Source organism: Pseudomonas sp. No.117 (genome assembly GCF_054558395.1).
The window spans coordinates 1-25,839 of record NZ_BAAJNP010000002.1 but is presented as its reverse complement, the minus strand read 5'-3'; the positions used below and the strand labels follow the sequence as shown (position 1 = coordinate 25,839).

Here is a 25,839-nt window from a genome sequence, read left to right as displayed (position 1 = left end):
AATGATCAACTTGTTCAGGGGGCCCGCAGAGCAAGGCTCCGCGTTCTTTTCCACCACGTTTTCAACAAAGTTATCAACAGAAGCTGTGGATTGTTCGGGGAAAGGCCAGCCCGCCAACCTTAATCGACGCTGAACGAAAGGGCCGGGCGGGTCCCTGCGCCCGAGCCTACGTTCGCTGCTACTGGCTTCAGCCGGAGAGCGCCAGCTGCCGGCTCAGCAGTGCCCTCAGCGAGGCCGGCTTCACCGGTTTCGGTAGGAAGTCCAGGCGGGCCTGGCGCACCTTGGCCAGGCATTCCGGGCGGCCATCCGCACTGATGACGATGCCCGGGATATCCTGGCCCAGTTCTTCGCGGATCCATTCGGCGACGTCCGGGCCGGTGTCGGCATCGCTGAGGTGGTAGTCGACGATCAGCAGCCGCGGTACCACGCCCTGTTGCAGCAGCAGGACGCATTCCTCCCGGCTGCGCGCGGTCCAGACCTGGCAGCCCCAGCGCCCCAGCAAACTGCGCAGGCCCAGCAGGATGCTGTCCTCGTTGTCGATGCAGAGTACCGGATCCCCCGGCAGGGGCTGGCTGGCTTCGCTGGCGGCGGCCGCCTGGATGGCCAGCGCGGGCGCCAGGGGCACCCGGACGCTGAAGACGCTGCCATGCCCCGGCCAGGAGCGCACCGAGAGTTCGTGGCCGAGGACCCGGCAGAGGCGGTCGGCGATCGCCAGGCCGAGGCCCAGGCCCTTCTCCGCGCGGGTCTGGTGGCTGTCCAGGCGCTTGAACTCCTCGAAGATGAGGCCGAGCTTGTCCGGTGGGATGCCGGGACCGCTATCCCAGACCTCCAGGCTCACGCTGTGCCCCTGGCGGCGCACGCCAAGCAATACCCGGCCATGGGCGTACCTCAGGGCGTTGGTGAGAAAGTTCTGCAGCACCCGGCGCAGTAGCTTGCTGTCGCTGTTGACGACCAGCTGGCTGCCCCGGATGCGCAGCGTCGTGCCCTGGTCCCGCGCCAGGGCCATGAATTCGACCCCTAGGGCATCGAACAGGGTAGCCAGGGCGAAGGGCGCCGGCGCCGCCAGGATCCGGCCGTTCTCCAGGCGCGAGATGTCCAGCAGGTCGGCGATCAGGTCCTCGCTGGATCTGAGGGCACTGTCCATGTTGCGCACCAGTTCCTGGGCCTCGTGGGTCAGGCCGTCCTGGTGGGCGAGGGCGGCGGTGAACAGCCGGGCGGCGCTGAGGGGTTGCATCAGGTCGTGGCTGACGGCGGTGAGGAAGCGACTCTTGGACTGGTTGGCCGCCTCGGCATGGGCCTTGGCCTCGACCAGCGCCTGATTGAGCTGGGACAGCTCGCGGGTGCGTTCCTCGACGCGCTGCTCCAGCCCCTCGTTGGCCTCGCGCAGGGCGCGCTCGGCCTCGCGGAAGGCGGTGATGTCGGTGAAGCTCATGACGAAGCCGCGCCCGGGCATGGGGCTGCCGATGAGTTCGATCACCCGGCCATTGGGAAAGGTGCGTTCCGAGGTGTGGGGAATGCCCTGGCGCATCCGCTCCACCCGGCGCGCCACGTGCTCGTCGGGATCCCCCGGGCCGCAGAGGCCACGCAAGGCGTTGTAGCGGATGATCTCGGCGATGGGGCGACCGACCTGGATCATGCCGTCGGGGTAGTCGAACAATTCGAGGTACCGCTGGTTCCAGGCCACCAGGCGCAGCGACTGGTCCACCACGCTGAGCCCCTGGGAGATGTTCTCGATGGCGCCCTGCAGGAGCGCCCGGTTGAATTCCAGCACCTCCGAGGCCTCGTCGGCGATGCGCACCACGTCGTCGACCTGCATGTCGCGGCCTTCGATGGCCGCCTTGACCACGGCGCGCGCCGAGGAAGCGCCGATCACCCCGGCCAGCAGTCGCTCGGTCTGGGCGATCCATTCGCTGTTGGCATTGATGCCGGGGTGATAGGTCAGGCCACTCTGCTCGGCGAAACGGCTGAAGCTCAGGCGCGCCCGCTCGTCACCGACGAAGCGGGCGGCGAGTAGGCGCAGGTCTTCCAGCTTGACCGCCAGCAGCGCGCGGTTGCGCGGCTTGGGCAGGGCGTACTGGGCGATGAAGCGCCCGGCCTGCCAGTATTCCGAGACCCGGGTACGCGAGAGCAGGGACACCAGGGCGAACAGCAGGAAGTTGCCGGCCAGCGAGGCGAGGGCGCCCACGGTGGTGGGTTGCAGGGTGCGGTCGCCACTGGGGCGTTCGAACCAGGCCAGGCCCGGGAAGGCTTCGAGTGGCCACTGCAGGCTGGCGGCCACCACCGGCAGCACCATCAGGTAGCCCCAGAGCAGCGCGCCGGCGGTGAGGCCGGCGAAGACGCCGCGGCGATTGGCCGCCTTCCAGAACAGCGCCCCGACCATGGCCGGGCCGAGCTGGGCGATGGCGGCGAAGGCGATCTGGCCAATGGTGGCGAGGCTGGCGCTGGAGCCCAGCAGCCGATAGCTGCAGTAGGCCAGCACCAGGATGACCACGATGCTGGCGCGGCGCACGGTGAGCATCCAGTGGCTGAACACCTCGTGCGGACTTTCCACCTGGCCGCGACGCTTGAGCAGCCAGGGCAGCACGATGTCGTTGGAGACCATGGTCGAGAGCGCCACGCAGGCGACGATCACCATGCCGGTGGCCGCCGAGGCGCCGCCGAGGAAGGCCAGCAGCGCCAGCCCCGGTCGGTCCTGGGCCAGCGGCAGGCTGATGACGAAGGAATCCGGCAGCACGCCGCCGGGCAGGTGCAGCTGGCCCGCCAGGGCGATGGGGATGACGAAGAGGGCGGCCAGGGCGAGGTACAGCGGGAAGACCCAACGCGCCAGGTTGACGTCCCGGGTGTCGGTGTTCTCCACCACCGTGACATGGAACTGGCGTGGCAGGCACATCACCGCGATGAAGGCCACGCCGGTCTGGATCAGCAGGCCTGGCCAGTCGAGGGTCTCCCGCCAGTAATCGTGCAACTGGGGGGCCTGTTGCGAGCGGGCGAGCAGATCGCCGAAGCCCTCGTGCAGGTCGTAGGTGACCCAGAGCCCCACGGCGAGAAAGGCGGCCAGCTTGACCAGCGACTCGAAGGCGATCGCCAGCATCATGCCGCGATGGTGCTCGGTGACGTCCAGGTTGCGGGTCCCGAAGAGGATGGCGAACAGCGCCAGCACCAGGGAGACGAACAGCGCGGTGTCCTGGGCGCGGGTGCCCTGGGTCTCGGCGTTGATGCCGGTCAGCAGGTTGACGCCGATGACGATGCCCTTCAATTGCAGGGCCAGGTAGGGCAGCACGCCGACCAGGCAGATCAGCGCCACCACGATGGCCAGGGTCTGGGACTTGCCGTAGCGGGCGGCAATGAAGTCGGCGATGGAGGTGATGTTCTCCTTCTTGCTGATCAGCACCATCTTCTTCACCAGTTGCGGCGCCAGCAGCAGGAAGAGGATGGGGCCCAGGTAGATGGGCAGGAAGGACCAGAGCTGGTCAGCGGCCTGGCCGACCGCGCCAAAGAAGGTCCAGCTGGTGCAATAGACGGCCAGGGACAGGCTGTAGACCCAGGCGCGCAGGCGCGGCCGCAGCGGCGGTCGGCGATCTCCGTAGAAGGCGATGCCGAACAGCAGGGCCAGGTAGCCGAGGGTGACGCTGATGATGAGTCCGCTGGGCAGGGACATGGCGACTCCAGACATTCCAGGCGCCCGTCGCGCCCGGGCAAAGTGTCGCACCTTGGGGCGCCGGACGTCAGGTCTGGCGGGTGGCGGGGCGACATGGTGTTGAGCCGGGCGGCCGGCCCTGTTAGGTTGGCGGGCTGATTCGAGCGAGAGAGAGTGTCATGTTCCAAGCGCAGCCCATTTCCCTGCAACGTGGTGCGCTGCGCCTGGATCCCCTGGCGGAGAGCGACGTGCTGGAGCTGGTCAGCCTGGCCGAGCGCAATCGCGAGGCGCTGCATTACCTCAGCGGCCCGCTGCGGCCGGACTGGTACCGCCAGGCGCTGGCCGAACAACGCGAGGGGCGGGCACTGCCCTTCGCCGTGCGCCTGGCCGATCGGCTGGTCGGCACCACCCGCTTCGCCGACTTCCTGCCGGCCTTGCCAGCCGCCGAGATCGGCTGGACCTGGCTCGCCCAGGAGCAGCACGGCAGTGGCCTCAACGGCAGCATCAAGTACCTGATGCTCCGGCACGCCTTCGAGCATTGGCAACTGGTGCGGGTGCAGCTGAAGACGGCAGCCACCAACCTGAGGTCCCAGGCCGCCATCGAGAAGCTCGGCGCCGTCCGCGAAGGCCTGTTGCGCCATCACCGGCGGCTGGCGGACGGGCGCCTGGACGATACCGTCATGTACAGCATCACCGACCGCGAATGGCCCGAGGTGAAGGCACGCCTGGAGGCGACCTTCAGCTAGTCACGGGGTATAGCTACCGTTCGTCGGCCAGGTTCAGGACGCGAGCGGTCTGCGTCGCTCCTTTGGCGCCGTTATTCCAGCGCACGTGGTTTCCCTCTCATCAGTTTTCCGCGACCCGGCCGACATCTCTGCTCAATGGCAAGAATTCGCCTGTCTCTTTCGCGGATCGCTGTATGTCTCCACTGTCGCCTTCCTCTGCCTTGCGCACGCTTCGGGTCGTCTGGCCCTTCGTCATCATCCTGTCCTGCCAGGCGCTGGTCGCCATCGTCAGCCTGCAAGTGCTGTCGACGGTGCGCGCCTATGTCACCGCGGAAAGCCTGTGGAGCAAGAGCCTGGGCAACGCCATGCTGTCGCTGGGCGCCTATCTCGACGAGGGTCGCCTGCAGTCCTACCAGGATTATCGCGCCTCCATCAGCGTCAATGACCTAGACCGCGCCGCGCGCGAGGAGCTGGACGCCGGTGGCAGTCATGCCGAGGCTGCGCGACTGCTGCGCCTGGCCGGCAACGATCCGGCCGATATCGACGGCCTCATCAGGCTCTTCCGCCTGGCTCGCCAGGTCGAGCCGTTCAAGGGAGTGATCGCCCGCTGGCAGATCACCGACCCCTACATGGACGAATTCCAGGCCCTGGCCCGGACCGGCTTCGAGCTGATCCGGCTGCAGGGGCCGGGACCGGCGCTGATTCCGTTGAAGCGCCAACTGCTGGACCTGCATGATCGGATGATGCCGGAGACGGTGGCCTTCTCGGAGCGCCTCGGGGTGGCCTCGCGTGAACTGGTCAGGGCGCTGTTGATCGCCAACGCCCTGGTCGGGGCGCTGCTGGTGTTCCTGGCCATCTGGCGCATGCACAGCCTGGTGCAGCAGCGCTGGCGTTCCGAGCAGGCGCTGCAGGCCGAGAAGGAGCACATGCAGGTCATCCTGGCCGCCATCGGCGATGCGGTATTGGCGCTGAATGGCCAGGGGCGGTTGCTCTATCACAATCCGGCCGCGGAGCGCTTGCTCGAACGGACGGGGCTCGCCGCCGGTACCCCCGTGACCCAGCTGTTCGATATCCAGACCGAGGGCCAGCCGGGTTCGACGCGACCCCTGGCCGAGCGATTGCTGAGCGAGGACTGGCTCGCGGGCAATGAGCTCCTGGCCCATCAACTGGTGCGCACCGACGGCCTGCGCATCCCGGTGGCCCTGACCGTGACCCCCCTGCCACGCGGCGAAGCGGGAACCGGGGTGGTGCTGGTGCTGCACGACCAGACCCGCGAGCGCGCCTTCCTGCGCGATCTTGCCTGGCAGGCCAGCCACGACGCCCTGACCGGTCTGCTCAACCGCCGTGAATTCGAGACCCGCCTGGAGCGGCTGCTGGCGCGCGAGGAGCTGGAATGCGCCTCGCTGCTGTTCATCGACCTCGATCAATTCAAGATCGTCAACGACACCTCCGGCCATTTCCATGGCGATCGGCTGCTGCGCCAGCTGTGCGAGTTGCTAGACAGCCAGCTGGGCGAAGGCGATTGCCTGGCCCGTCTGGGCGGCGACGAATTCGGCGTGCTGCTGGAGCAGCGCGCGCCGGCCGAGGCCGAGGCGGTGGCCGAGCGTCTGCGCTGCTGCGTGGGGACCCTGCAGTTCGAGGCGGCCGGCCAGGGCTTCCGGGTCGGCCTGAGCATCGGCGTGGTGCACCTCGGCGGCCAGCGGCTGGCACCGGAGGAGGCCCTGCGGCTGGCGGACCTGGCCTGCTACGCGGCCAAGGACAAGGGGCGCAATCGCATCCAGGTGTTCGCCCCGGGCGATGTGGAGCTGGACCAGCGCCATGACCAGATGACCTGGGTGCAGCGTCTGCACCGGGCACTGGACGAGGACAGGTTCCGGCTGTACGTCCAGCCGATCCTCGGCCTGGGCGACCAGACCGCGGCGGATCGCCATGTGGAGGTGTTGATGCGGCTGGAGGAGGGCGACCGGCTGATCGCGCCGGGTGCCTTCATCCCGGCGGCGGAGCGCTACGGGCTGATGCCGGACCTGGACCGCTGGGTGATCGCCGCGGCCCTGGCGCGCTTCGCCGAACTGCCGGCTGGCTTGCTCGATACCCTGGCCATCAACCTGTCCGGGCACTCCCTCGGCGAGGTCGGCCTGGCGGCCTTCGTCAAGCAGCAGTTGCAGCACTGGCGGATCGCGCCGGCGCGGATCTGCTTCGAGATCACCGAAACCAGCGCGGTGGCCAACCTGGATGCGGCGCGGCAGTTCATGGAAGAGTTGCGCGGCCTGGGGGTACGCTTTTCCCTGGACGACTTCGGCGCCGGCATGTCCTCCTTCACCTACCTCAAGCACCTGCCGGTGGACTACCTGAAGATCGATGGCAGCTTCGTCCGCCACCTGCTCGAAGACGCCGTGGACAGCGCCATGGTGGAGGCGATCAACCAGCTCGGACACCTGACCGGCAAGAAGACCATCGCCGAATTCGCCGAAAACGATGCAGTGATCGCGGCTCTCGGCGCGCTGGGGGTCGACTACGCTCAAGGCTATGGCGTTGCTCGGCCGCAGCCCTTCACCGAGGACACCTGCCAGGCACTGGTCCGGCAGGTCTGGCGCGAGGCCTCAGGGGCGGGAGCCGTCGTCCTTGAAGCGGCGGAAGAGGGTGGCCAGTAGCGCGCCCGAAATGTTGTGCCAGACGCTGAACAGGGCACTGGGCACCGCCGCCAGCGGTGAGAAATGCGCCGTGGCCAGGGCGGCGCCAAGGCCGGAGTTCTGCATGCCGACTTCCAGCGCCAGGGATTTGCGCTGGGCCACCGGCAGCTTGCAGAACTTGCCGGTGAGATAGCCGAGCAGGAAACCGAAGCCGTTGTGCAGGACCACTACCGCCATGATTAGCAGGCCGGATTCGGCGATACGCGCCTGACTGGCGGCCACCACCGCGGCGACGATCACCACGATGCTGATCACCGAGGCCAGCGGCAGCACCTCGACCAGGGCGCCGACGCGATTGCCCAGTACCCGCTGGGCGATCAGGCCCAGGGCGATGGGCAGCAGCACCACCTGCAGGATCGACCAGAACAGCCCGGCGAAGGAGATCGGCAGCCAGGTGGAGGCCAGTAGCCAGATCAGCGCCGGGGTCAGCAGGGGAGCGAGCAGGGTGGTCACCGCGGCGATGGCCACCGACAGCGCCAGGTCGCCCTTGGCCAGCCAGGTCATGACATTGGAGGCGGTGCCGCTGGGGCAGCACCCGACCAGGATGACGCCCACGGCGATTTCCGGCGGCAGGTGGAACAGCTGGCACAGCGCCCAGGCCACCCCGGGCATGATGACGAAGTGCGCCACCACGCCCAGCAGCACCCGCCAGGGATGCCGGCCGAGGGCGGCGAAGTCTTCGAGCTTGAGGGTGAGGCCCATGCCGAACATGATCACCCCCAGCAGCGGCACGATGGCCACGCTCAGCGGCTTGAACACCTCGGGGGCGAAGAACGCCAGCAGGGCGGCGAACAGCACCCAGAAGGCGAAGGTATTGCCGACGAAGCGGCTGAAGGCGGCCAGGGCACGCATGGCAAACTCCTTTTCAAATGGGCAAAAAAAAGGCCGGTCTGCGCCAGCCTTGGAGCCTGCTCAAAGTCTGCTGCGCGTCGGCCAAACGGCGTTGAAAATGCCCTGGGTCGCCAGCCCGGTCGGAATGCTCATTTACCACTCGTAAACTCGAGCGCGAGTCCGATCCGCTTCCTCAGGCATTTCCGCCTTGTTTGTCTCTAGCTCGCGAGCCTTTGAGCAGGCTTTAGGAGAGCTTATAGCCCCTGGGGCAACTCTTCGCCACCCAGGGCTTCGATCAGCTGTGGCAGGAATTCCGCCAGGGTCATCATCATCAGCACGAAACTGGCGTCCTGCTGGCCGAGGGCGTCTTCGCCACCGTCCTGCTCGGCCTGGTCCTGCAAGAGGTCCTCGAACTTGAGGCGCTTGATGGTGACCTTGTCGTCCAGTAGCAGGGCCAGCTTGTCCTGCCAGGCCAGCGCCAGCTTGGTGACCAGCTTGCCGGCACCCAGGTGGTTCTGGATCTCTTCGCTGGTGAGGTCCTGGCCCTTGCAGCGCACCACGCCGCCGTCTTCGCCGGCATCGCGCAGTTCGCACTCGTCGAGGATGTAGAGGCCGTGGGTGGCGTCACCGGCCTTGACCCAGTCGGTGAAGGTGGCCATGGGCGCCTGCTTGACGCCCAGCGGGCGCACCGGCAGCGAGCCGAGGGCATCGCGCAGGGTGGAGAGCAAGTCCTCGGCGCGCTTGGCGCTGGAGGCGTCCACCAGGATCCAGCCCTGCTTGGGATCAATGGCGGCATAGGTGGTCTGGCGACGGATGAAGGCGCGTGGCAGGAAGGCCTGGACGATCTCGTCCTTGATCTGCTCCTTCTCCTTCTTGTAGACCTTGCGCATCTGCTGGGTCTCGATCTCGTCGACCTTCTCCTGCACGGCCTCCTTGACCACGCTGCTGGGCAGGATGCGTTCTTCCTTGCGCGCGGCGATCAGGAAGAAGCCCTGGCTTTCATGCACCAGCGGCAGGTCCGGGCCCTTACCGAAGGGGGCGACGAAACCGTAGGTGGACAGTTCCTGGCTGGCGCAGGGGCGCGCCGGCTTGGCGGCGAGGGCGGCTTCGAGGGCTTCGGTCTCGAAGGCGACTTCCTGGGTGAGACGGTAGACGAGCAGATTACGGAACCACATGGTGTCACTCCCAAAAACGAAGCGCGCATTATCCGCGCCGCCCGCCTCCTAGGCCAACCCCGGATCGCGGTGGTCGTCGGGAATGCGCGCTTTCTCAAGTCGCGCCGGCGGGTAGCGCTAAGCCTTTGGAAGTGCTGGAAAATTTTTTTTCAAAAAGGGGTTGCCAGGTAGGGAACCCCTCCGTAGAATGCGCCCCACTTCGAGAGCAAACGGGTGATTAGCTCAGCTGGGAGAGCATCTGCCTTACAAGCAGAGGGTCGGCGGTTCGATCCCGTCATCACCCACCACTCGAGGTAATGCGCAGCGGTAGTTCAGTCGGTTAGAATACCGGCCTGTCACGCCGGGGGTCGCGGGTTCGAGTCCCGTCCGCTGCGCCATTTAAGGGTTGTCTGGTCCTGAACGCCAACAACCATCGAGAAGCGGCCCTAGTGGCCGCTTTTTCGTTTGGGCGCGATTTTTCTGATCGTGTCGTCTGGTACCTTCCTTTCTTTCCCCGCGCTCCTGTCGAGCGATCTGCCAACAGGCGGGTCGAGCATGCGCCTGGACACGTGGAAAACGCTGCGCGGTTTTCCACCCTACGACTGTAGTTGGGCGGCGACGGTGGTGGGGTTGTCTCAACCCAACCTACGAAGCAGGTATGCACTGTAGGTTGGGTTGAGCGTAGCGAAGCCCAACATTGCCCGGGTCGAACTCCGGCTGTTGGGCTTCGACGATGGGGCCGTCTCAACCCAACCTACGAAGCGGGTGCGCCCTGTAGGTTGGGTTGAGCGTAGCGAAGCCCAACATTGCCTCGGGTCGAGCTCCAGCTGTTGGGCTTCGACGATGGAACCGTCTCAACCCAACCTACGGAAAGGGTGCGTCCTGTAGGTTGGGTTCAGCGCAGCGAAGCCCAACAGGGATGTCAGCCCTTCACTGCCTCCAACACCGCCTCCAGCGGGTGCCGCAGGCGGCGGTCGTCGATGCGCTTGACCTGGCTGCGGCAGGAGTAGCCGGTGGCCAGGGCTTCGCCCTGTTCGGCCGGGACGGCGACGGCGCGGGCCCAGGATTGGTCGTAGATCACCTTGGAGGTCGCCAGGTTGCGCGCCTCGTGGCCATAGGTGCCGGACATCCCGCAGCAGCCTGTGCTCTCCGGCTTGAGCCCCAGGCCCAGGCGTTCGAACACCTGCTGCCACTGGCCGACGCTGGCCGGGGCGTTGGTCTTTTCGGTGCAGTGGCCGAGCAGGCGGTAGACCTTGTCGCCGACGACCTTCCTTTCCGCTGGCAACACCTGCAGCAGCCACTCCTGGGGCAGGAGCACCTCGGGCATCCGGGCGATGCCGGGGACCTTGGCGTATTCCTGGCGATAGACCAGGGTCATCGCCGGATCCAGGCCGACCAACTTCACACCGAAGCCGGCCAGGCTGGCGAGCTGGGCCGCGTTACGCCGTGCCGTGCGCTCGAAGGCGCCGAGGAAGCCCTGCACCTGCAACGGCTTGCCGTTGGCGCGATAAGGGGCGAGGAACACCCGCTGGCCGAGGCGCGCGGCCAGTTCCAGGAAGGCCGCGGTGAGCGGCGTCTCGAAGTAGCGGGTGAAGGCATCCTGTACCACCACCACGGTCTTGGCGCGTTCTTCATCGCTCAGCGCCAGCAGCCGCTCGGGGGTGGCGATCTGCACCTGCCACTGGTGCATGACTGGCACCAGGTCGAAACGGCTGAGCAGGGGGCTGTCGACCATGCCGATGCGTTCGGCGAACAGCCGTTGGATCGGCGTCGCGCCCATCACGGCGTTGTACAGGCCGGGCATCCGGGCGAACAGCGGCAGGCTGAATTCCAGGGAGCCGATCAGGTAGTCGCGGACCGGGCGCAGGTAGCGACGGTGATAGAGTTCGAGAAAGCGCGAGCGGAATTCCGGAACGTTGACCTTGATCGGGCACTGTCCCGCGCAGGACTTGCAGGCCAGGCAACCGGCCATGGCGTCATAGACCTCGTGGGAGAAGTCCGCTTCGGCGGCGCGACCATTGCGCCAGCGCTGGGGCAGGGCCTTGAGCCAGTTCAGGGCACCCCGGGGGGCTGGAGCCAGGACATCGATACCGGCCTGGCCCTGCAGCCGCAGCCATTCGCGGATCAGCGAGGCGCGGCCCTTGGGCGAGTGGATGCGCTGGCGGGTGGCCTTCCACGAGGGGCACATGGCGTCGTCGGGATCGTAGTTATAGCAGGCACCATTGCCGTTGCAGTGCATGGCGGTGCCGTAGCTCTGCCAGACACGCTCGTCGAGGGTGCGGTCCAGTTCGCCGCGGAGGGTCACGCCGTCGATCTTCAGGAGTTCGGCACCGCTGGCCAGCGGGGTGGCGATCTTGCCCGGATTGAGCTGGTTGTGTGGATCGAAGGCGCTCTTGAGCGCCTGCAGGGCGGGGTAGAGGTCGCCGAAGAAGGCCGGCGCATATTCCGAGCGAACGCCCTTGCCGTGTTCGCCCCACAGCAGGCCGCCGTATTTCTGGGTCAGGGCGGCCACCTGGTCGGAGATCGGGCGCACCAGCGCCGCCTGGCGCGGGTCCTTGAGATCCAGGGCCGGACGCACGTGCAGCACCCCGGCGTCGACGTGGCCGAACATGCCGTATTGCAGATTATGGCCATCGAGCAGGGCGCGGAATTCGGCGATGAAGTCGGCCAGCCGCTCGGGCGGTACCGCGGTGTCTTCGACGAAGGGCTGCGGGCGGATCTCGCCCTGGACGTTGCCGAGCAGGCCCACCGCGCGCTTGCGCATGGTGTAGACCCGGGTCACGGCGTTGCGACCCACGGCCAGGGTATGGCCGAGGCGCTCCACGGTGGCGTCCTGGCGCAGGTGGTCGAGGAAGCCCTGGACGCGGACGTCCACGTCCTCGGGATCGTCGCCACTGAATTCCACCAGGTTGATGCCCAGGGTCGGACGCGCGATGTCCTCGGGGAAATACTCCGCCACGCTGTGCCAGACGATGTCCTGCATGGCCAGCAGCAGGACCTTGGAGTCCACCGTCTCGATGGACAGCGGCTTGAGTTCGATCAGGGCGCGGGCGTCGCGCAGGGCATCCATGAAGCTGGCGTAGCGGACGTTGACCAGCACCGAATACTTGGGAATCGGCAGGACGTTGAGCTTGGCCTCGGCGATGAAGGCCAGGGAGCCCTCGGCGCCGCAGAGCACGCTGTTGAGATTGAAGCGGCCATCGGGCTCGACCAGGTGCGCCAGGTCATAGCCGGTGAGGCAACGGTTGAGCTTGGGAAAACGCGCCTCGATCAGCTCGGCCTGGTTCTCGGCGATGTCCCGCGCGCAGCGGTAGATTGCGCCGGTGCGATCCTGGCGGGCGCAGAGGGCGTCCAGCTCGGCGCTGTCCACCGGGCGGCTCTCCAGGCGTTCGCCGCCGATCAGGTAGGCGTCCAGTTCCAGCACATGGTTGCGGGTCTTGCCGTAGGTCACGCTGCCCTGGCCGCTGGCATCGGTGTTGATCATCCCGCCGATGGTGGCGCGGTTGGAGGTGGACAGTTCCGGCGCGAAGAACAGCCCGTGGGGCCTGAGCGCCGCATTGAGCTGGTCCTTGACCACCCCGGCCTGGACCCGCACCCAACCCTGCTCGGCATTGATCTCGAGGATCCGGTTCAGGTGGCGGGAGAGGTCGACCACGATGCCGTCAGTGAGCGACTGGCCATTGGTGCCGGTGCCGCCGCCGCGCGGGGTGAGCACCACGCCCTGGAAGCGCGCCTCGCCCATCAGCTGGGCGAGGCGCTGGACATCGGCGCTGTCCTTGGGGAAGACCGCTGCCTGGGGCAGGCGCTGGTAGATGGAGTTGTCGGTGGCCATGACCGTGCGGCTGGCATAGTCCGGCGCGATCTCGCCCTGGAAGCCGCTGGCGGCAAGGGCGGTGAGGAAGTCGGTGTAGGCGGCGGCGAGGGGCGCCGGGGCCGGCAGGCGGGCGATCATGTTCATCAGGCGGGCTCTCTGGCGGCGGACGGCCGTCTCCTTCAGCGAGCGAAGGAATGGCGTCGACCTTTTCTGGCTATAGTAGGCATTCTCACCACAGCGCGCCGGGGCCACAACCGAAGATTCCGCCGCCTATGCCGGAAGAACCTGAATGAATCACCGTCGGCTGACGCCGTCCATGTCGCTGCTGCTGGCCTTCGAGGCGGCGGCGCGTCACGAGAGCTACACCCGGGCGGCCGAGGAGTTGTCGCTGACCCAGAGCGCCGTGGGTCGCCAGGTGCAGGCGCTCGAACAGTTGCTGGGGCTGACGCTGTTCCGCCGCGAGGGCCGGCAGATCGTGCTCACCGACGTGGGGCGTGCCTACAGCCGCGAACTGGGCCTGGCCCTGGGGCAGATCCGCAGCGCCACCCTGCAGGCCATGGCCTTCGCCTCGGGCCAGGGCACCCTGCGCCTGGCGGTGCTGCCGACCTTCGGCTCCAAATGGCTGCTGCCGCGCCTGGGCAGCTTCTACGCGGCCCATCCCGGCATGCTGGTGCACCTGCATTCGCGCATCCAGGCGGTGGACTTCGCCGCCAGCGAGATCGATGCCGCCATCAGTGTCGGCAGTGGCGACTGGCCGGGGCTCCGCGCCCATCCGCTGCAAGCCGAGCAACTGGTCGTGATCGCCAGTCCGGCCACCCTGGCCGAGTTGCCGGACGCGACACCTGCCACCCTGGCCGGGCAACTGCTGCTCGGCGTGGCCAACAATCCCCAGGCCTGGGGCGAGTGGTTCCGGCATCACGAGCTGCCACACCGGGCCATGCGGCCGGGACCGAGTTTCGAGCTGACCTCGCACCTGATCCAGGCGGTGCGCGCCGGCATCGGCATCGGCCTGGTGCCGCGGGTGCTGGTGGAGGACGAACTGGCCCAGGGCGACCTGCTCGCCTGCGGGACGCCCCTGGTCAGTCGCCGCAGCTATTACCTGGTCTATCCGCCGCGCAACGAGGGACTGCCGTCGTTGCAGGCGTTTCGCCAGTGGCTGCTGGCCGAGATCAATGAAGGAGAGGGACAGCCATGAGCAAGCCGGGACAGCGGGTATTGGCGGCGCTACGGCAGATGATCCTGTCTGGCGAACTGACCGCGGGCGAGCGGCTGGCGGAGATCCCCACCGCCGAGCGCTTCGCCGTGTCGCGGATGCCGGTGCGCCTGGCCTTGCGCACCCTGGCCGAGGAGGGACTGCTGGAGCGCAGTGGTGCCCGGGGTTACCAGGTGCGCGCCCTGACCGGGGCGGACCTGGAAGGAGCGGTGGAGGTACGTGGCGTGCTGGAAGGCCTGGCCGCGCGCCAGGCGGCCGAGCGCGGCCTGGACGCCGACACCCGCGCCATGCTGGAAGACTATCTGCGCCGTGGCGATCGGCTGTTCGCCAAGGGTCACGTGGTCCTGGAGGATCTCGAGGAATACCACGACCTCAATCGCGGCTTCCATCAGGCCATCGTCGCGGCCAGTGGCAATCCAGCCATCGCCGTGGCCCTGGGGCGCCACGAGCATCTGCCCTTCGCCTCGGTGAGCGCCCTGGCGGTGGACGCCCAGGACCTGGAGCGCGAATACCGCCGCTTCAACTTCGCCCACCTGCAGCACCATGCGGTCTTCGATGCCCTGGTACGCGGCCAGGGCGCCCGTGCCGAGGGCATCATGCGCGAGCATGCCCAGGCGACCCTGGGTTATGCCCGCCTGTTCGCCGGTGACGGCCTGGCCCGCTCGCTCCAGGTACTGACCTAGCCGGCCGAGGGCTCGGCGCGGGCCATCCTGCCGCGGATGGCTAGCCAGGTTCCGCGTGTCAGGCCGCATGGCCTTCCGCTCAGCTCTGGCGACTGGCGGCGCAGTCGCCGTCGGTTCGCTGCGGTCGAAAGCTGCTCTGGCCCAAGGAGTCGAGCGTGATCACCATCAACAGCTACACCACCGTGAAGCGTCGAGCACGGGTCCCCCAGGACGTCTTCGCCCACTACTGGCGCGACGTCCACGGTCCGCTCTGCGCCCGTTTGCCGGGGCTCGGTCACTATGTGCAGTACCACTTCGACCGCGATCAGGATGCGCACCTCTGGCCGTTGCTCGAGGGTATCGACGAGATCCCCGACTACGAGCTGGATGGCATGGTGGAAATCGGTTTCGCTTCGGCGGCTGACCAGCAGCGCTTCCAGGCAGCCAGCCCCTTGCTCTTCGTCGACGAGCAGAACATGTTCGCCGAGACCCTGGCCTACGATCTGCCGGAGGGCTCGCGAGCCCTGCTCAACCGGCTCGACGATGCTCGCCACAACGGACCGGATCGCCTGGATCGATTGCAGATCCATCTGGCGCCACGTGGCGATCTGGCGGGCCTCAACCGCTACCTGCTGGAGGAATTCGGCCCCTGGCTTGCTAATCAGGAGCCGGTGCTCAAGGTGCGGCTCCACCCTTGCGCGCCTTTTGCGAACGACGGCCAGCATCCCCCTTCGCCGGGCGTGGCGCACCGGGCTACGCCGGCGCGTGAGCGGCTGGCGATGCTGGAGATCGCCTTCGCCTCGCCGCTGACCCGGCGGCGCTTCCTCGACAGCGACGCCTTCCGGGCCACCGGTGCGGCGCAGGTGCACCACATCGCCCAGCTCAAGGCCTTCGCCGTCAGCGGCGTCTACACCTATGTGCATGAGGGCGAGTTGACCACGGCGGCGCTGCGCGGCAGCCGGGCGGCCGAATTGATCGACTACCTGGGCGCCGTCAACCAATTGCATCCACAGGTGGAGACGCTGCTGTTCAGTGGCCGGCTGGACGAGCCTGTCCGGTAGTCCTAGGCCTGTACGAAAAGTCGCCGAGCGAAGGTCAGGCGAGGCCTGGGCGGCCCCACGAAAAAGGCTGAGGCAGTGATCGGACTCGCGCACGACCGGGCTCAGGTACGCGTTTGCGAACGATAAATGCGCAGTGCGACGGGGCCGGCTAGGTGGGCCTGGTCATCCAGGCCTTATCCAACGAGGCATCGCCGAGCGCAGCTATTGTTCGCCCAGCACCTAAAGATCCAGCACCAGTCGCTCGCCCTTGGCGCGGGAGCAGCACGGGGTGAAGCGGTCGTTGGCGGCGTGCTCGGCCTCCGAGAGAAAGAGGTCGCGGTGCTCGGGTTCGCCAGCCAGCACCGGGGTCAGGCAGGTGCCGCACAGGCCCTGGCCGCAGGAGACCGGCAGTACCACCCCGAGATCGGCCAGCACCTCCACCACGCTGCGCTGCGCCGGGACCTGGACGCGCCTGCCGCTGCGCGCCAGCTCTACCTCGAAGGGACGCTGTTCACCCTGGGCCGCAGGATCGGCGGCGAAGAATTCGCGATGGATCTGCCCGGGCTGCCAGCCCTGGGCCTGGGCAGCGTCCACCACCGCCGCCATGAAACCGGCCGGGCCGCAGACATAGAGGTGGTCGTCCGGCGCCGCCGGGCCGAGCAGGTGCTGGAAATTCGGCCGTAGCGCCGGATCCTGCTGGTCGAAGTGCACCTTGACCTGCTCGGCATAGGGGCGTGCCTTCAGCCAGGGGATGAAGGCCGCATGGTCGCGATCACGCACCAGGTAGCGCAGGCTGAAGCGGGCACCCTGCTGGTAGAGCTGTTCGGCCATCGCCAGGAGCGGGGTGATGCCGATGCCGCCGGCCAGCAGCTGGCTGCGGCGCGCGCCTGGATTCAGGGCGAAGAGGTTGCGCGGCGCGCTCGCCTGCAACCGGTCGCCCACCTGTAGCCGATGCATGGCCTGGGAGCCGCCGCGGGACTCCGGTACCCGCAGCACGGCGATGCGATAGCGGGTGGGCGCGGGTTCGGGAGCGGTGCAGAGGGAATAATGGCGTACCAGGCCATCGCCCAGGGTGATCTCCAGATGGGCGCCGGCGGCGAAGCCGGGCAGGGGGCCGCCGTCGGCGCGCGCCAGGTCGAAGGCCAGGATGCTGGGCGCCTCGCGCTGCACGGCGGTCACGATCAGATCGAGCATGAAGGGTCTCCTAGGCGATCTGCCGGACCGGGATGCCGGTGGCGGCCTGTTCGGCGACCAGCAGGCGGTCGATGATCTGCCGCGACTGGACGCCACCGGCATCGATGTTGAGCTTGAGCAGGCCGCGCTCGGGATAGCGCAGCAGATTCCGTTGCTGGCGTTCGAGCATCTCCAGGTCTTCGCCGAAGATCCTGCCCTGGCCCTCGCGGATGCTGGCGGTGAGCTCGGCATCCTGTGGCTTGAAGTTGCGGGCCATGCCCCAGAAGTACCAGATGGAGGTCTCGGTCTCGGGAGTGATGAAGTCCACCACCACGCTGGCCGCCTTGACGCTCGCCGGGGCGTGGTAGCCGCCGTGTCCGGCATGGGCCACGCCCACCTCTATCATCACGTGGCTCGGTGGGCTGAAGCGACAGATCTGCCAGCGATCCACCGGGACGTCGTCGGCCAGGCCGTTGCCGCGCAGGGCCATGCGCCAGAACGGCGGAGCGGGGATGTTTTCCATGTGCCGGCTGGTGATCACCTCGTCGCCCTCGACGCGGGTGGCAGGTGGCGCTTCGTCGATCTCCTTCTGGCCGATGCTGGAGGCATGGACGTAGGTCTCGTGAGTCAGGTCCATGAGGTTGTCGATCATCAGCCGGTAGTCGCACTGGATGTGGTAGAGGCCACCGCCATAGGCCCAGTCGGGGCTCTCCGCCCATTCCAGGTGCGGGATCAGCGCCGGATCGGCCTTGGCCTGGTCGCCCGGCCAGACCCAGATGAAGCCGTGGCGCTCCACGGCGGCATAGGGACGCACCGCGGGAAAGACGCCGACCCGCTGGCCCGGCATGCCCAGGGTCTTGCCACCGCAACCCATTTCCAGGCCGTGATAGCCGCAGATCAGGGTGCCCTCGCGCAGGAAACCCAGGGACAGCGGCGCGCCCCGGTGCGGGCAGAAGTCTTCCAGGGCCACCACCTGGCGGTTGGCGTCACGGTAGAACACCAGCGGCTCGCCGCAGATCTGCCGGCCCAGGGGTTTGTCGGTGAGTTCGTCGGGGGTGCAGGCGACGTACCAGGCATTCTTCGGGTACATGGAGCGACCTCTTGTTGTTGTCTATTGGATCCAATGATTGGGCGGGTACCCCTGGGTGTCAATGCGTTCGGGTGGGTAGGGAATACGATTGCCGCTCGATAATCGCCCGCTGTTTAGCTGTGTTCCGGAGTAATTCGGGTGTATAGAGCGCTTGATTTTCCTGGACATTCAGCCTGTCGCGATCCCTTGGTGGCCTTGCTCGAAGGCCGGTCTGGACTTTGGCCATCTTGTGAATTGGATCCATTTTTGCCAGCCTGATCGGGCGGTGACCTCAACAACAAGAATTCAAGGATGCTCGCCATGTCAGGACCTGTCCCTTCCGTATCGTCTTGCACTTCACCGGTCTCGCTCCGGATCTCCCGCTGTTCTGCGTCGCGAGGTGGGCTATGAGCGACCTGCGCGAAATCGTCGACCGCGGCCCCATGCGGGCTTTCCAATACCTGGCGGTGCTGGTCTGCATCCTGCTCAACATGATCGATGGCTTCGATGTCCTGGTGATGGCCTTCACCGCCGCCTCGGTGTCTCGCGAATGGGGCCTCTCCGGGTCGCAAGTGGGGATGTTGCTCAGTGCCGGCCTGGTGGGCATGGCGGCCGGTTCGCTGCTGCTCGCGCCGCTGGCCGATCGCTGGGGCCGGCGCCGCCTGATCCTGGTCTGCCTGCTGCTGTCCGGCGTCGGCATGCTGCTGTCGGCGCTGGCCGGTTCACCCCAGCAACTGGCGTTGTTGCGGGGCCTGACCGGTGTGGGCGTGGGTGGGGTGCTGGCGAGCAGCAACGTGATCGCCAGCGAATATTCGGCGCGCCGCTGGCGGGGCCTGGCAGTCAGCCTGCAGGGCATGGGCTACGCCCTGGGCGCTACCCTGGGTGGCTTGCTGGCGGTCTGGCTGCTGTCGCTCTGGGGCTGGCGCGCGGTGTTCTGCGCCGGCGGTCTCATCACCCTCGGCGCCATCCCCCTGGTACTGAGCGGCTTGCCCGAGTCCCTGGATTTCCTCCTCAGTCGGCGACCGAGTGGCGCCCTGGCGCGGGTCAATCGCCTGGCCAGGCGGCTGGGGCAGCCGCCCCTGGCGGCGCTGCCCCCGGTCGTCGCAACGCGCGCGGCGGGTGGAACCGTCGGGCGCTTGCTGGCGCCCGCCCTGCGGCGGACCACCCTGCTGGTGTGGACGCTGTTCTTCCTGGCCATGTTCGGCTTCTATTTCATCATGAGCTGGACGCCCAAGCTGCTGACCACCCTCGGGCTTTCCGAGCAACAGGGGGTGGCGGGGGGTGTCCTGCTGAGCGTGGGCGGTATCTTCGGCGCCGCCCTGGTCGGCCTGCTGTTCGCGCGCCTGCCGTTGTCCCGGGCGCTGGGTGGTTTCATGCTCACCACCGCGCTGCTGCTGGTGGCCTTCGCCCACATGGACAGCTCCTACCTGGGTGCCCTGGCCATGGGCCTGCTGATCGGTCTCTTCGCCAATGGCTGTATCGCCGGGCTCTATGCGCTGCCGGCGCTGGCCTACAGTGCCGAGGTGCGGGCCACCGGGGTGGGCTGGGGCATCGGCATCGGTCGCCTCGGCGCCATCCTCTCGCCGTTGGTGGCGGGTCTGTTGCTCGATGGCGGCTGGCCGCCGCTGCGACTCTACCTGGTGTTCGCGCTGGTGTTCGTCGCGGCGGGTCTGCTCCTGCTGCTGTCCCGGCCGGAAGGGCGTGCCGCGAGTGCGGGCTTGAGCGTATCGCAAGGGTGAGCCCTCCGGCGGAACCGTCTTCATGGCGTCATCGTCTGGCAAAAAATAGTTAATTGACTTAACTAAATCCCTGGCGTAGCTTCTTGTCCATACCCACAAACAACAAGAGGCATACGCCATGGGCAGCTACGACGGACGCTGGCAAACGGTCAAGGTGGATATCGAGGATGGTATCGCCTGGGTGACGCTCAACCGCCCCGAGAAACGCAATGCCATGAGTCCCACCCTCAACCGCGAGATGGTCGAGGTGTTGGAAACCCTGGAGCAGGACGCCAGCGCTGGCGTGCTGGTGCTGACCGGCGCCGGCGACGCCTGGACCGCCGGCATGGACCTCAAGGAATACTTCCGCGAGACCGATGCCGGCCCGGAGATTCTCCAGGAGAAGATCCGCCGCGAGGCCTCCCAGTGGCAGTGGAAGCTGCTGCGCATGTACGCCAAGCCGACCATCGCCATGGTCAACGGCTGGTGCTTCGGGGGCGGCTTCAGTCCGCTGGTGGCCTGCGACCTGGCCATCACCGCCGACGAGGCCACCTTCGGCCTGTCCGAGATCAACTGGGGCATCCCGCCGGGCAACCTGGTGAGCAAGGCCCTGGCCGACACCGTCGGCCATCGCACCGCCCTCTATTATGTGATGACCGGCAAGACCTTCACCGGGCCCGAGGCCGCGGCCATGGGGCTGGTCAACCAAAGCGTGCCGCGTGCCCAGTTGCGCGAGGTAACCACCGCCCTGGCCCAGGAACTGCTGCAGAAGAACCCGGTGGTACTGCGCGCCGCCAAGGTCGGCTTCAAGCGCTGCCGCGAGCTGACCTGGGAGCAGAACGAGGACTACCTCTATGCCAAGCTCGACCAGTCGCGCCTGCAGGATCCGGAAGGCGGCCGCGAGCAGGGCATGAAGCAGTTCCTCGACGACAAAAGCATCAAGCCCGGTCTGCAAACCTACAAACGCTGAATCGCCACCGTCCGCAAGCACAACAACAAGAGGTAGCGTCATGGTCGAGATATCCCTGCTCATCGGCGGCGCCAGCCGCCCGGCCGGTGACGGTCGTAGCTATCAGCGTCGCCATCCGGTGACCGGCGAGGTCGTCTCCACGGTGGCTGCCGCCACCTTGGAAGACGCCGACGCCGCCGTGGCCGCGGCCCAGGCCGCCTATCCCGCCTGGGCGGCGTTGCCGCCCGGCGAGCGCCGTCGCCGTCTGCTGGCGGCGGCCGATGGCCTGGCCGCGCGCAGTGGCGAATTCGTCGCTCTGGCCGGGGAGACCGGGGCCATGGCCAACTGGTATGGCTTCAACGTGCACCTGGCCGCCAACATGCTGCGCGAGGCGGCGGCCATGACCACCCAGATCCAGGGCGAGGTCATTCCCTCCGACGTCCCCGGCAGCTTCGCCATGGCGCTGCGCCAGCCCTGCGGCGTGGTGCTCGGCATCGCGCCCTGGAACGCTCCGGTGATCCTCGGGATCCGCGCCCTGGCCATGCCGCTGGCCTGTGGCAATACCGTGGTGCTCAAGGCTTCCGAGCAGAGTCCTGGCGTACATCGGCTGATCGGCCAGGTGCTGCAGGATGCCGGCCTGGGCGACGGCGTGGTCAACGTGGTCACCAATGCGCCGGAGGATGCGCCGGCCATCGTCGAGCGGCTGATCGCCAACCCGGCAGTGCGGCGGGTCAACTTCACCGGCTCCACCCGGGTCGGTCGGATCGTCGGCGAGCTGTCGGCGCGCCATCTCAAACCGGCGGTGCTGGAGCTGGGTGGCAAGGCGCCGCTGCTGGTGCTGGAAGATGCCGACCTGGACGCCGCCGTGGCCGCGGCGGCCTTTGGTGCCTACTTCAACCAGGGGCAGATCTGCATGTCCACCGAGCGCCTGCTGGTGGACAGCCGCATCGCCGACGCCTTCGTCGAGCGCCTGGCGACCAAGGTACGAACCCTCAAGGCCGGTGACCCGAGCGCGCCCGATTCGGTACTGGGCTCCCTGATCGACGCCAGCGCCGGGACCCGCATCAAGGCCCTGATCGACGATGCCGTGGGCAAGGGCGCGCGGCTGGTCTGCGGTGGCGGACTCGACGGCAGCATCCTGCAGCCGACCCTGCTGGATGGCGTCACTGCCGAGATGAAGCTGTATGCCGAGGAGTCCTTCGGCCCAGTCGCGGTGGTGATCCGCGCCGAGGGTGACGAGGCCTTGCTGCGCCTGGCCAACGATTCCGAGTTCGGGCTCTCGTCGGCCATCTTCAGTCGCGACACCGCCCGTGCCCTGGCGCTGGCCCAGCGGGTGGAGAGCGGCATCTGCCACATCAATGGCCCCACGGTGCACGACGAGGCGCAGATGCCTTTCGGCGGCGTCAAGGCCAGCGGCTATGGCAGCTTCGGCTCGCGGGCCTCCATCGAGCATTTCACCCAATTGCGCTGGGTGACGCTGCAGACGGGGCCGCGCCACTACCCGATCTAGCCAGCGCCGTTTCCATCGCTTCTGACGCAACAAGAATAAGAGGCGCCTTTGGGCGCCAGCCCAGAGGAGAATTCAAGGTGAGCCATGTCACGCAAACCCGTGCGCCCGCGGATCGGCCGCTGCGCTATCGACCGGTGGCCCTGGGGCAGCCCGGCGTCACCGTGGAAGAGCGGGGTGGGCTGCTCTACCTGGCCTCCCAGGAGCGCCTAAGCCCACCGCCGCCGCGGCTGCTGGATCGCCTGCTGCATTGGGCCGAGGTGGCACCCGACCGTACCTTCTTCGCCGCGCGCGAGGCGGGTGGTACCTGGCGCGAGTTCTCCTATGCGGAGATGCTGCAGCGGGTGCGCCAGTTGGCCGCCGCGCTGCTGGAATTCGGCCTGTCGGCCGAGCGCCCCCTGGCGATCCTCTCCGGCAACGATCCCGAGCACCTGCAACTGGCCCTGGCGGCGCTCTATGCCGGCATTCCCTTCTGCCCGGTGTCGCCCGGCTATTCGTTGCTGTCCCAGGACCATGCCAAGCTGCGCCATGTCTGCGGCCTCCTGCAACCGGGGCTGGTATTCGTCGGCGATGCGCCGGCCTACCAGAAGGCGCTGGACGCCGTGCTGCCGGCCGACGTGCCGGTGATCGCGACCCGTGGCCAGGCGCAGAGACGCATTACTCTGGCCTTCGAGGCGCTGCTTGCCCGTGGCGAGCTGGCCGCAGCCGACCAGGCTTTCACGGCCACTGGGCCGGACAGTATCGCCAAATTTCTCTTCACCTCCGGCTCCACCAAGCTGCCCAAGGCGGTGACCACCACCCAGCGCATGCTCTGCGCCAACCAGCAGATGCTGCTACAGACCTTCCCGGTGTTCGGCGAGGAGCCGCCGGTGCTGGTGGACTGGCTGCCCTGGAACCATACCTTTGGTGGCAGCCACAACCTGGGCATCGTGCTCTACAACGGCGGCAGCTTCTACCTGGACGACGGCAAGCCGACGCCCCAGGGCTTCGGCGAGACCCTGCGCAACCTGCGCGAGGTCTCGCCCACCGCCTACCTCACGGTGCCGCGCGGCTGGGAAGAGCTGGCCAATGCCCTGGAGCGCGACGCCGAGTTGCGCGAGCGTTTCTTCGCCCGCATGCGGCTGTTCTTCTTCGCGGCGGCGGGGCTGTCGCAAAGCGTCTGGGATCGCCTGGACCGCATCGCCGAGGCCCACTGTGGCGAACGTATCCGCATGATGGCCGGCCTGGGCATGACCGAGGCCTCGCCCAGCTGCACCTTCACCACCGGTCCGCTGTCGGTGGCCGGCTATGTCGGGGTGCCGGCGCCGGGGTGCGAGCTCAAGCTGGTGCCGGTGGACGGCAAGCTGGAAGGACGCTTCCGTGGTCCGCACATCATGCCCGGCTATTGGCGTGATCCGCAGCAGACCGCTGCCTGCTTCGACGAGGAAGGTTTCTACTGCTCGGGCGATGCCCTCAAGCTGGTCGATCCAGCCAATCCGCAACTGGGGCTGATGTTCGATGGCCGTATCGCCGAGGACTTCAAGCTGTCCTCCGGGGTGTTCGTCAGCGTCGGTCCGCTGCGCAATCGTGCGGTACTGGAGGGTACGCCCCTGGTGCAGGACGTGGTGGTGGCGGCGCCGGATCGCGAATGCTTGGGCTTGCTGGTGTTTCCCCGCCTGGCAGACTGCCGGCAACTGGCGGGGCTGTGCGAGGCCGCCGAGGCAACGACGGTATTGGCCAGCGCGCCGGTGCAAGCCTGGTTCGCCGACTGGCTCGAGCGTCTCAACAAGCACGCCTCGGGCAACGCCAGCCGCCTGGAGTGGATCGCCCTGCAGGAAGAGCCGCCGTCCGCTGACCGGGGCGAGATCACCGACAAGGGTTCGCTCAACCAGCGCAGCGTCCTGACCCATCGCGCGGAGCGGGTCGCGGCCTGCTATGGCGGGACGGCGCCGCTGCTGATTCGGGCGTGACGAGAGCTGACCGCTCTCCCTCACCCCGACCCTCTCCCGGAGGGAGAGGGGGCGCTCGGCGGGCGCTTGGCAGCGGGCTTGGCTTTGCTAGGTTGCGGCTGAGCGCAGCGAAGCCCAACGAGAGGGGAGGTGGCCGTTTGACCTCCCTCACCCCGACCCTCTCCCGGAGGGAGAGGGTGCGCTTGGGGATGCTTTTGGCAGTGAGCTTGGCTTTCGTAGGTTGCGGCTGAGCGCAGCGAAGCCCAACAAGCGGTGAATTGGCCGTTGGGCTTCCCTCACCCCGGCCCTCTCCCGGAGGAGAGGGGGCTTTAGGGGAGGCTGTTGGCAGTAAACTTGGCTTTCGTAGGTTGCGGCTGAGCGCAGCGAAGCCCAACGAACACGGGCCGCGGTGACCAAGGGTATCTGCTCTGCCTTGCTACCTATGGCCAAGGCGGCTGGAAAAAGACCTCTGCCCGAAGCCCAATGCCAGCCTTGGTGATCGCTCAGGTCCGCCAAGGCAGGCGCTCGCCGAGGATCAACCGTCTCTATTCTTGCGAGGCTTGGGCTTCGCCTGGCCCGTGCCGTAGATGGGCTTGCCGCCCAGGCTGCGGGTCAGCTCGTCCGCTGACTCGCGCAAGACGTCGTACAGGGTCTGGGCACGTTCCAGGCTGAGGCGATTGGCCGGTCCCGAGATCACGATGGCGCCCAGCAGCTCTTCCTGGGCGTCGTAGATGGGCAGGGCCACGGAAGAGGCGTGCGGGTCTGTGGCGCCGCAGGAATAGAAGGGGGTGATCCCCGCCTTGGCGACGGCATAGGGCGTCTGCAGGGCCAGTGCACCGGCGGCCTGGTCCATGGGGCGCATGTCGCCGGGCTGCAGGTGCAGACGCAGGCGATGGGGAGAGTTCACCCGGTACTGGCAGAGACGATAGGCGCCGTGTTTCACATAGAAGGAAGCGGTCTCGCCACTCTGCTCGGTGAGCTGGTGCAGCCGCGGCATGATGTGGCGCCCGACATCGTGGGAGTCCTGGTAGACGGCATTGAGGCGCACGACCTCGCTGGCCAGGATGTAGTTGCCATCGGCGAGTCGGGTCACCAGGCCGTATTTTTCCAGGGACACCACCAGGCGCATGATGGTGCTCTTGATCAGGCCGGTGCGATTGGCCAGTTCGGCGAGGCTCAGGGCGGCATCGCCGATGCGAAAGGCGGTGAGAACGGTCAAGACGCGATCAGCAGAGGCAACGCCGGAAACGCCTGGGCGAGGACGGGTGGTGTTCAAGCTCGTGTTCCTAAAGGGCAGCTATCGCACCATTATCCGCGAGCGCCCGGCGTGCGCCTAGTGAATCGCTCGCGCCGGTCAGCCATCCAGGCGGCGCAGGCGGGCCTTTATTAGGTCCGGGTATTTCCGTGGCCCGGTAGCGCCGGGCTCCGCAAGCTTGCGCGCAACGTTGCCGGGTGAGGCTCCTGATGGGCAGCGAGGCCTGCCCTGGCCTGGCGACCAGGGCGACCCGAATTGCCACCTGGCACCTAGATCGCCGCGCTGCGTTCCTTGATGTCCTGGTGCAGGATGCGGTCGTTCTCGGAGTAGTCCACCGGGCAGTCGATGACGTGGACGCCGGGGGTGTCCAGGCAGTGCTGCACCAGCGGGGCGAAGGCCGCGGCGCTTTCCACGCGGTGGCCCTGGGCGCCGTAGCTTTCGGCGTAGCGGACGAAGTCCGGGTTGCCGTAGTCC

At 67.4% G+C, this 25,839-nt stretch carries 17 protein-coding genes and 2 tRNA genes; 11 read left to right on the top strand and 8 right to left on the bottom strand.

Going from position 1 to position 25,839, the window contains the following annotated elements:
* Nucleotides 1-187: 187 nt before the first annotated feature.
* Nucleotides 188-3,658 (bottom strand): hybrid sensor histidine kinase/response regulator, encoded by a 3,471-nt coding sequence (locus ACYJP6_RS03585; RefSeq protein ID WP_459473470.1) that lies wholly within the window; start codon nt 3,656-3,658, stop codon nt 188-190.
* A gap of 158 nt (nt 3,659-3,816) precedes the next feature.
* On the opposite strand from ACYJP6_RS03585, the gene ACYJP6_RS03580 reads away from it, so the two are divergent.
* Both ACYJP6_RS03580 and ACYJP6_RS03575 read left to right on the top strand, forming a co-directional pair.
* Nucleotides 3,817-4,383: a GNAT family N-acetyltransferase gene (locus ACYJP6_RS03580; protein ID WP_459473468.1), complete on the top strand. Its 567-nt coding sequence runs from the start codon at nt 3,817-3,819 to the stop codon at nt 4,381-4,383.
* A gap of 173 nt (nt 4,384-4,556) precedes the next feature.
* Nucleotides 4,557-7,013, top strand: a complete 2,457-nt coding sequence (locus ACYJP6_RS03575; RefSeq protein WP_459473466.1) for a putative bifunctional diguanylate cyclase/phosphodiesterase — start codon at nt 4,557-4,559, stop codon at nt 7,011-7,013.
* On the opposite strand, the gene ACYJP6_RS03570 is transcribed toward ACYJP6_RS03575, so the two are convergent.
* Together ACYJP6_RS03570 and rdgC are read right to left on the bottom strand one after the other, a co-directional pair.
* Nucleotides 6,963-7,904, bottom strand: coding sequence for a bile acid:sodium symporter family protein (locus tag ACYJP6_RS03570; protein WP_459473464.1), 942 nt, complete (start codon nt 7,902-7,904; stop codon nt 6,963-6,965). The two genes, ACYJP6_RS03575 and ACYJP6_RS03570, sit on opposite strands and share 51 nt — an antisense overlap.
* Nucleotides 7,905-8,137: 233 nt before the next feature.
* The gene (rdgC, locus tag ACYJP6_RS03565; protein WP_140215142.1) at nt 8,138-9,058 is read right to left on the bottom strand and encodes a recombination-associated protein RdgC; all 921 of its coding nucleotides are present in this window, start codon (nt 9,056-9,058) and stop codon (nt 8,138-8,140) included.
* Between the two features lie 211 nt (nt 9,059-9,269).
* Between rdgC and ACYJP6_RS03560 the strand changes: the two genes are divergently transcribed.
* Together ACYJP6_RS03560 and ACYJP6_RS03555 are read left to right on the top strand one after the other, a co-directional pair.
* Nucleotides 9,270-9,345 (top strand) — tRNA-Val (locus ACYJP6_RS03560).
* Nucleotides 9,346-9,358: 13 nt separating this feature from the next.
* Nucleotides 9,359-9,435: transfer RNA gene (locus ACYJP6_RS03555), tRNA-Asp, on the top strand.
* Between the two features lie 524 nt (nt 9,436-9,959).
* Here ACYJP6_RS03555 and ydiJ read toward each other — a convergent pair.
* Nucleotides 9,960-12,989: a D-2-hydroxyglutarate dehydrogenase YdiJ gene (gene ydiJ / locus ACYJP6_RS03550; protein ID WP_459474277.1), complete on the bottom strand. Its 3,030-nt coding sequence runs from the start codon at nt 12,987-12,989 to the stop codon at nt 9,960-9,962.
* Nucleotides 12,990-13,140: 151 nt separating this feature from the next.
* Between ydiJ and ACYJP6_RS03545 the strand changes: the two genes are divergently transcribed.
* From ACYJP6_RS03545 to ACYJP6_RS03535, 3 genes are all read left to right on the top strand, one after another.
* Nucleotides 13,141-14,046 (top strand): LysR substrate-binding domain-containing protein, encoded by a 906-nt coding sequence (locus tag ACYJP6_RS03545; RefSeq protein WP_459473462.1) that lies wholly within the window; start codon nt 13,141-13,143, stop codon nt 14,044-14,046.
* Nucleotides 14,043-14,747 carry a GntR family transcriptional regulator gene (locus ACYJP6_RS03540; RefSeq protein ID WP_459473460.1) on the top strand — a complete coding sequence of 235 codons (705 nt, stop codon included), beginning with the start codon at nt 14,043-14,045 and terminating at the stop codon, nt 14,745-14,747. Before ACYJP6_RS03545 ends, ACYJP6_RS03540 begins: the two co-directional genes overlap by 4 nt.
* A 155-nt stretch (nt 14,748-14,902) precedes the next feature.
* On the top strand, nt 14,903-15,787 hold the full coding sequence (locus tag ACYJP6_RS03535) for an EthD domain-containing protein (protein WP_459473458.1): 885 nt from the start codon (nt 14,903-14,905) through the stop codon (nt 15,785-15,787).
* A 219-nt stretch (nt 15,788-16,006) separates the two neighbouring features.
* Here ACYJP6_RS03535 and ACYJP6_RS03530 read toward each other — a convergent pair whose 3' ends face one another.
* Nucleotides 16,007-16,960, bottom strand: coding sequence for a PDR/VanB family oxidoreductase (locus tag ACYJP6_RS03530; RefSeq protein ID WP_459473457.1), 954 nt, complete (start codon nt 16,958-16,960; stop codon nt 16,007-16,009).
* A 10-nt stretch (nt 16,961-16,970) separates the two neighbouring features.
* The gene (locus ACYJP6_RS03525; RefSeq protein ID WP_459473455.1) at nt 16,971-18,029 is read right to left on the bottom strand and encodes a Rieske 2Fe-2S domain-containing protein; all 1,059 of its coding nucleotides are present in this window, start codon (nt 18,027-18,029) and stop codon (nt 16,971-16,973) included.
* 386 nt (nt 18,030-18,415) lie between these two features.
* Between ACYJP6_RS03525 and ACYJP6_RS03520 the strand changes: the two genes are divergently transcribed.
* The 4 genes from ACYJP6_RS03520 to ACYJP6_RS03505 all read left to right on the top strand — a co-directional run bounded on the left by ACYJP6_RS03520 (nt 18,416) and on the right by ACYJP6_RS03505 (nt 24,131).
* A complete protein-coding gene (locus tag ACYJP6_RS03520; protein WP_459473454.1) occupies nt 18,416-19,747 on the top strand; it encodes an MFS transporter in 1,332 nt (443 codons plus the stop codon).
* A 118-nt stretch (nt 19,748-19,865) separates the two neighbouring features.
* The gene (locus tag ACYJP6_RS03515) at nt 19,866-20,696 is read left to right on the top strand and encodes a p-hydroxycinnamoyl CoA hydratase/lyase (RefSeq protein ID WP_145005548.1); all 831 of its coding nucleotides are present in this window, start codon (nt 19,866-19,868) and stop codon (nt 20,694-20,696) included.
* 40 nt (nt 20,697-20,736) lie between these two features.
* The gene (locus ACYJP6_RS03510) at nt 20,737-22,185 is read left to right on the top strand and encodes an aldehyde dehydrogenase (protein WP_459473452.1); all 1,449 of its coding nucleotides are present in this window, start codon (nt 20,737-20,739) and stop codon (nt 22,183-22,185) included.
* A 77-nt stretch (nt 22,186-22,262) separates the two neighbouring features.
* A complete protein-coding gene (locus tag ACYJP6_RS03505) occupies nt 22,263-24,131 on the top strand; it encodes a feruloyl-CoA synthase (RefSeq protein WP_459473450.1) in 1,869 nt (622 codons plus the stop codon).
* Between the two features lie 514 nt (nt 24,132-24,645).
* Here the strand turns inward: ACYJP6_RS03505 and ACYJP6_RS03500 are convergent.
* Both ACYJP6_RS03500 and ACYJP6_RS03495 read right to left on the bottom strand, forming a co-directional pair.
* Nucleotides 24,646-25,386 (bottom strand): IclR family transcriptional regulator, encoded by a 741-nt coding sequence (locus tag ACYJP6_RS03500; RefSeq protein WP_459473448.1) that lies wholly within the window; start codon nt 25,384-25,386, stop codon nt 24,646-24,648.
* A gap of 248 nt (nt 25,387-25,634) precedes the next feature.
* Nucleotides 25,635-25,839: thiamine pyrophosphate-dependent enzyme (locus tag ACYJP6_RS03495; protein ID WP_459473446.1), on the bottom strand; the 205-nt coding region annotated here is incomplete at its 5' end.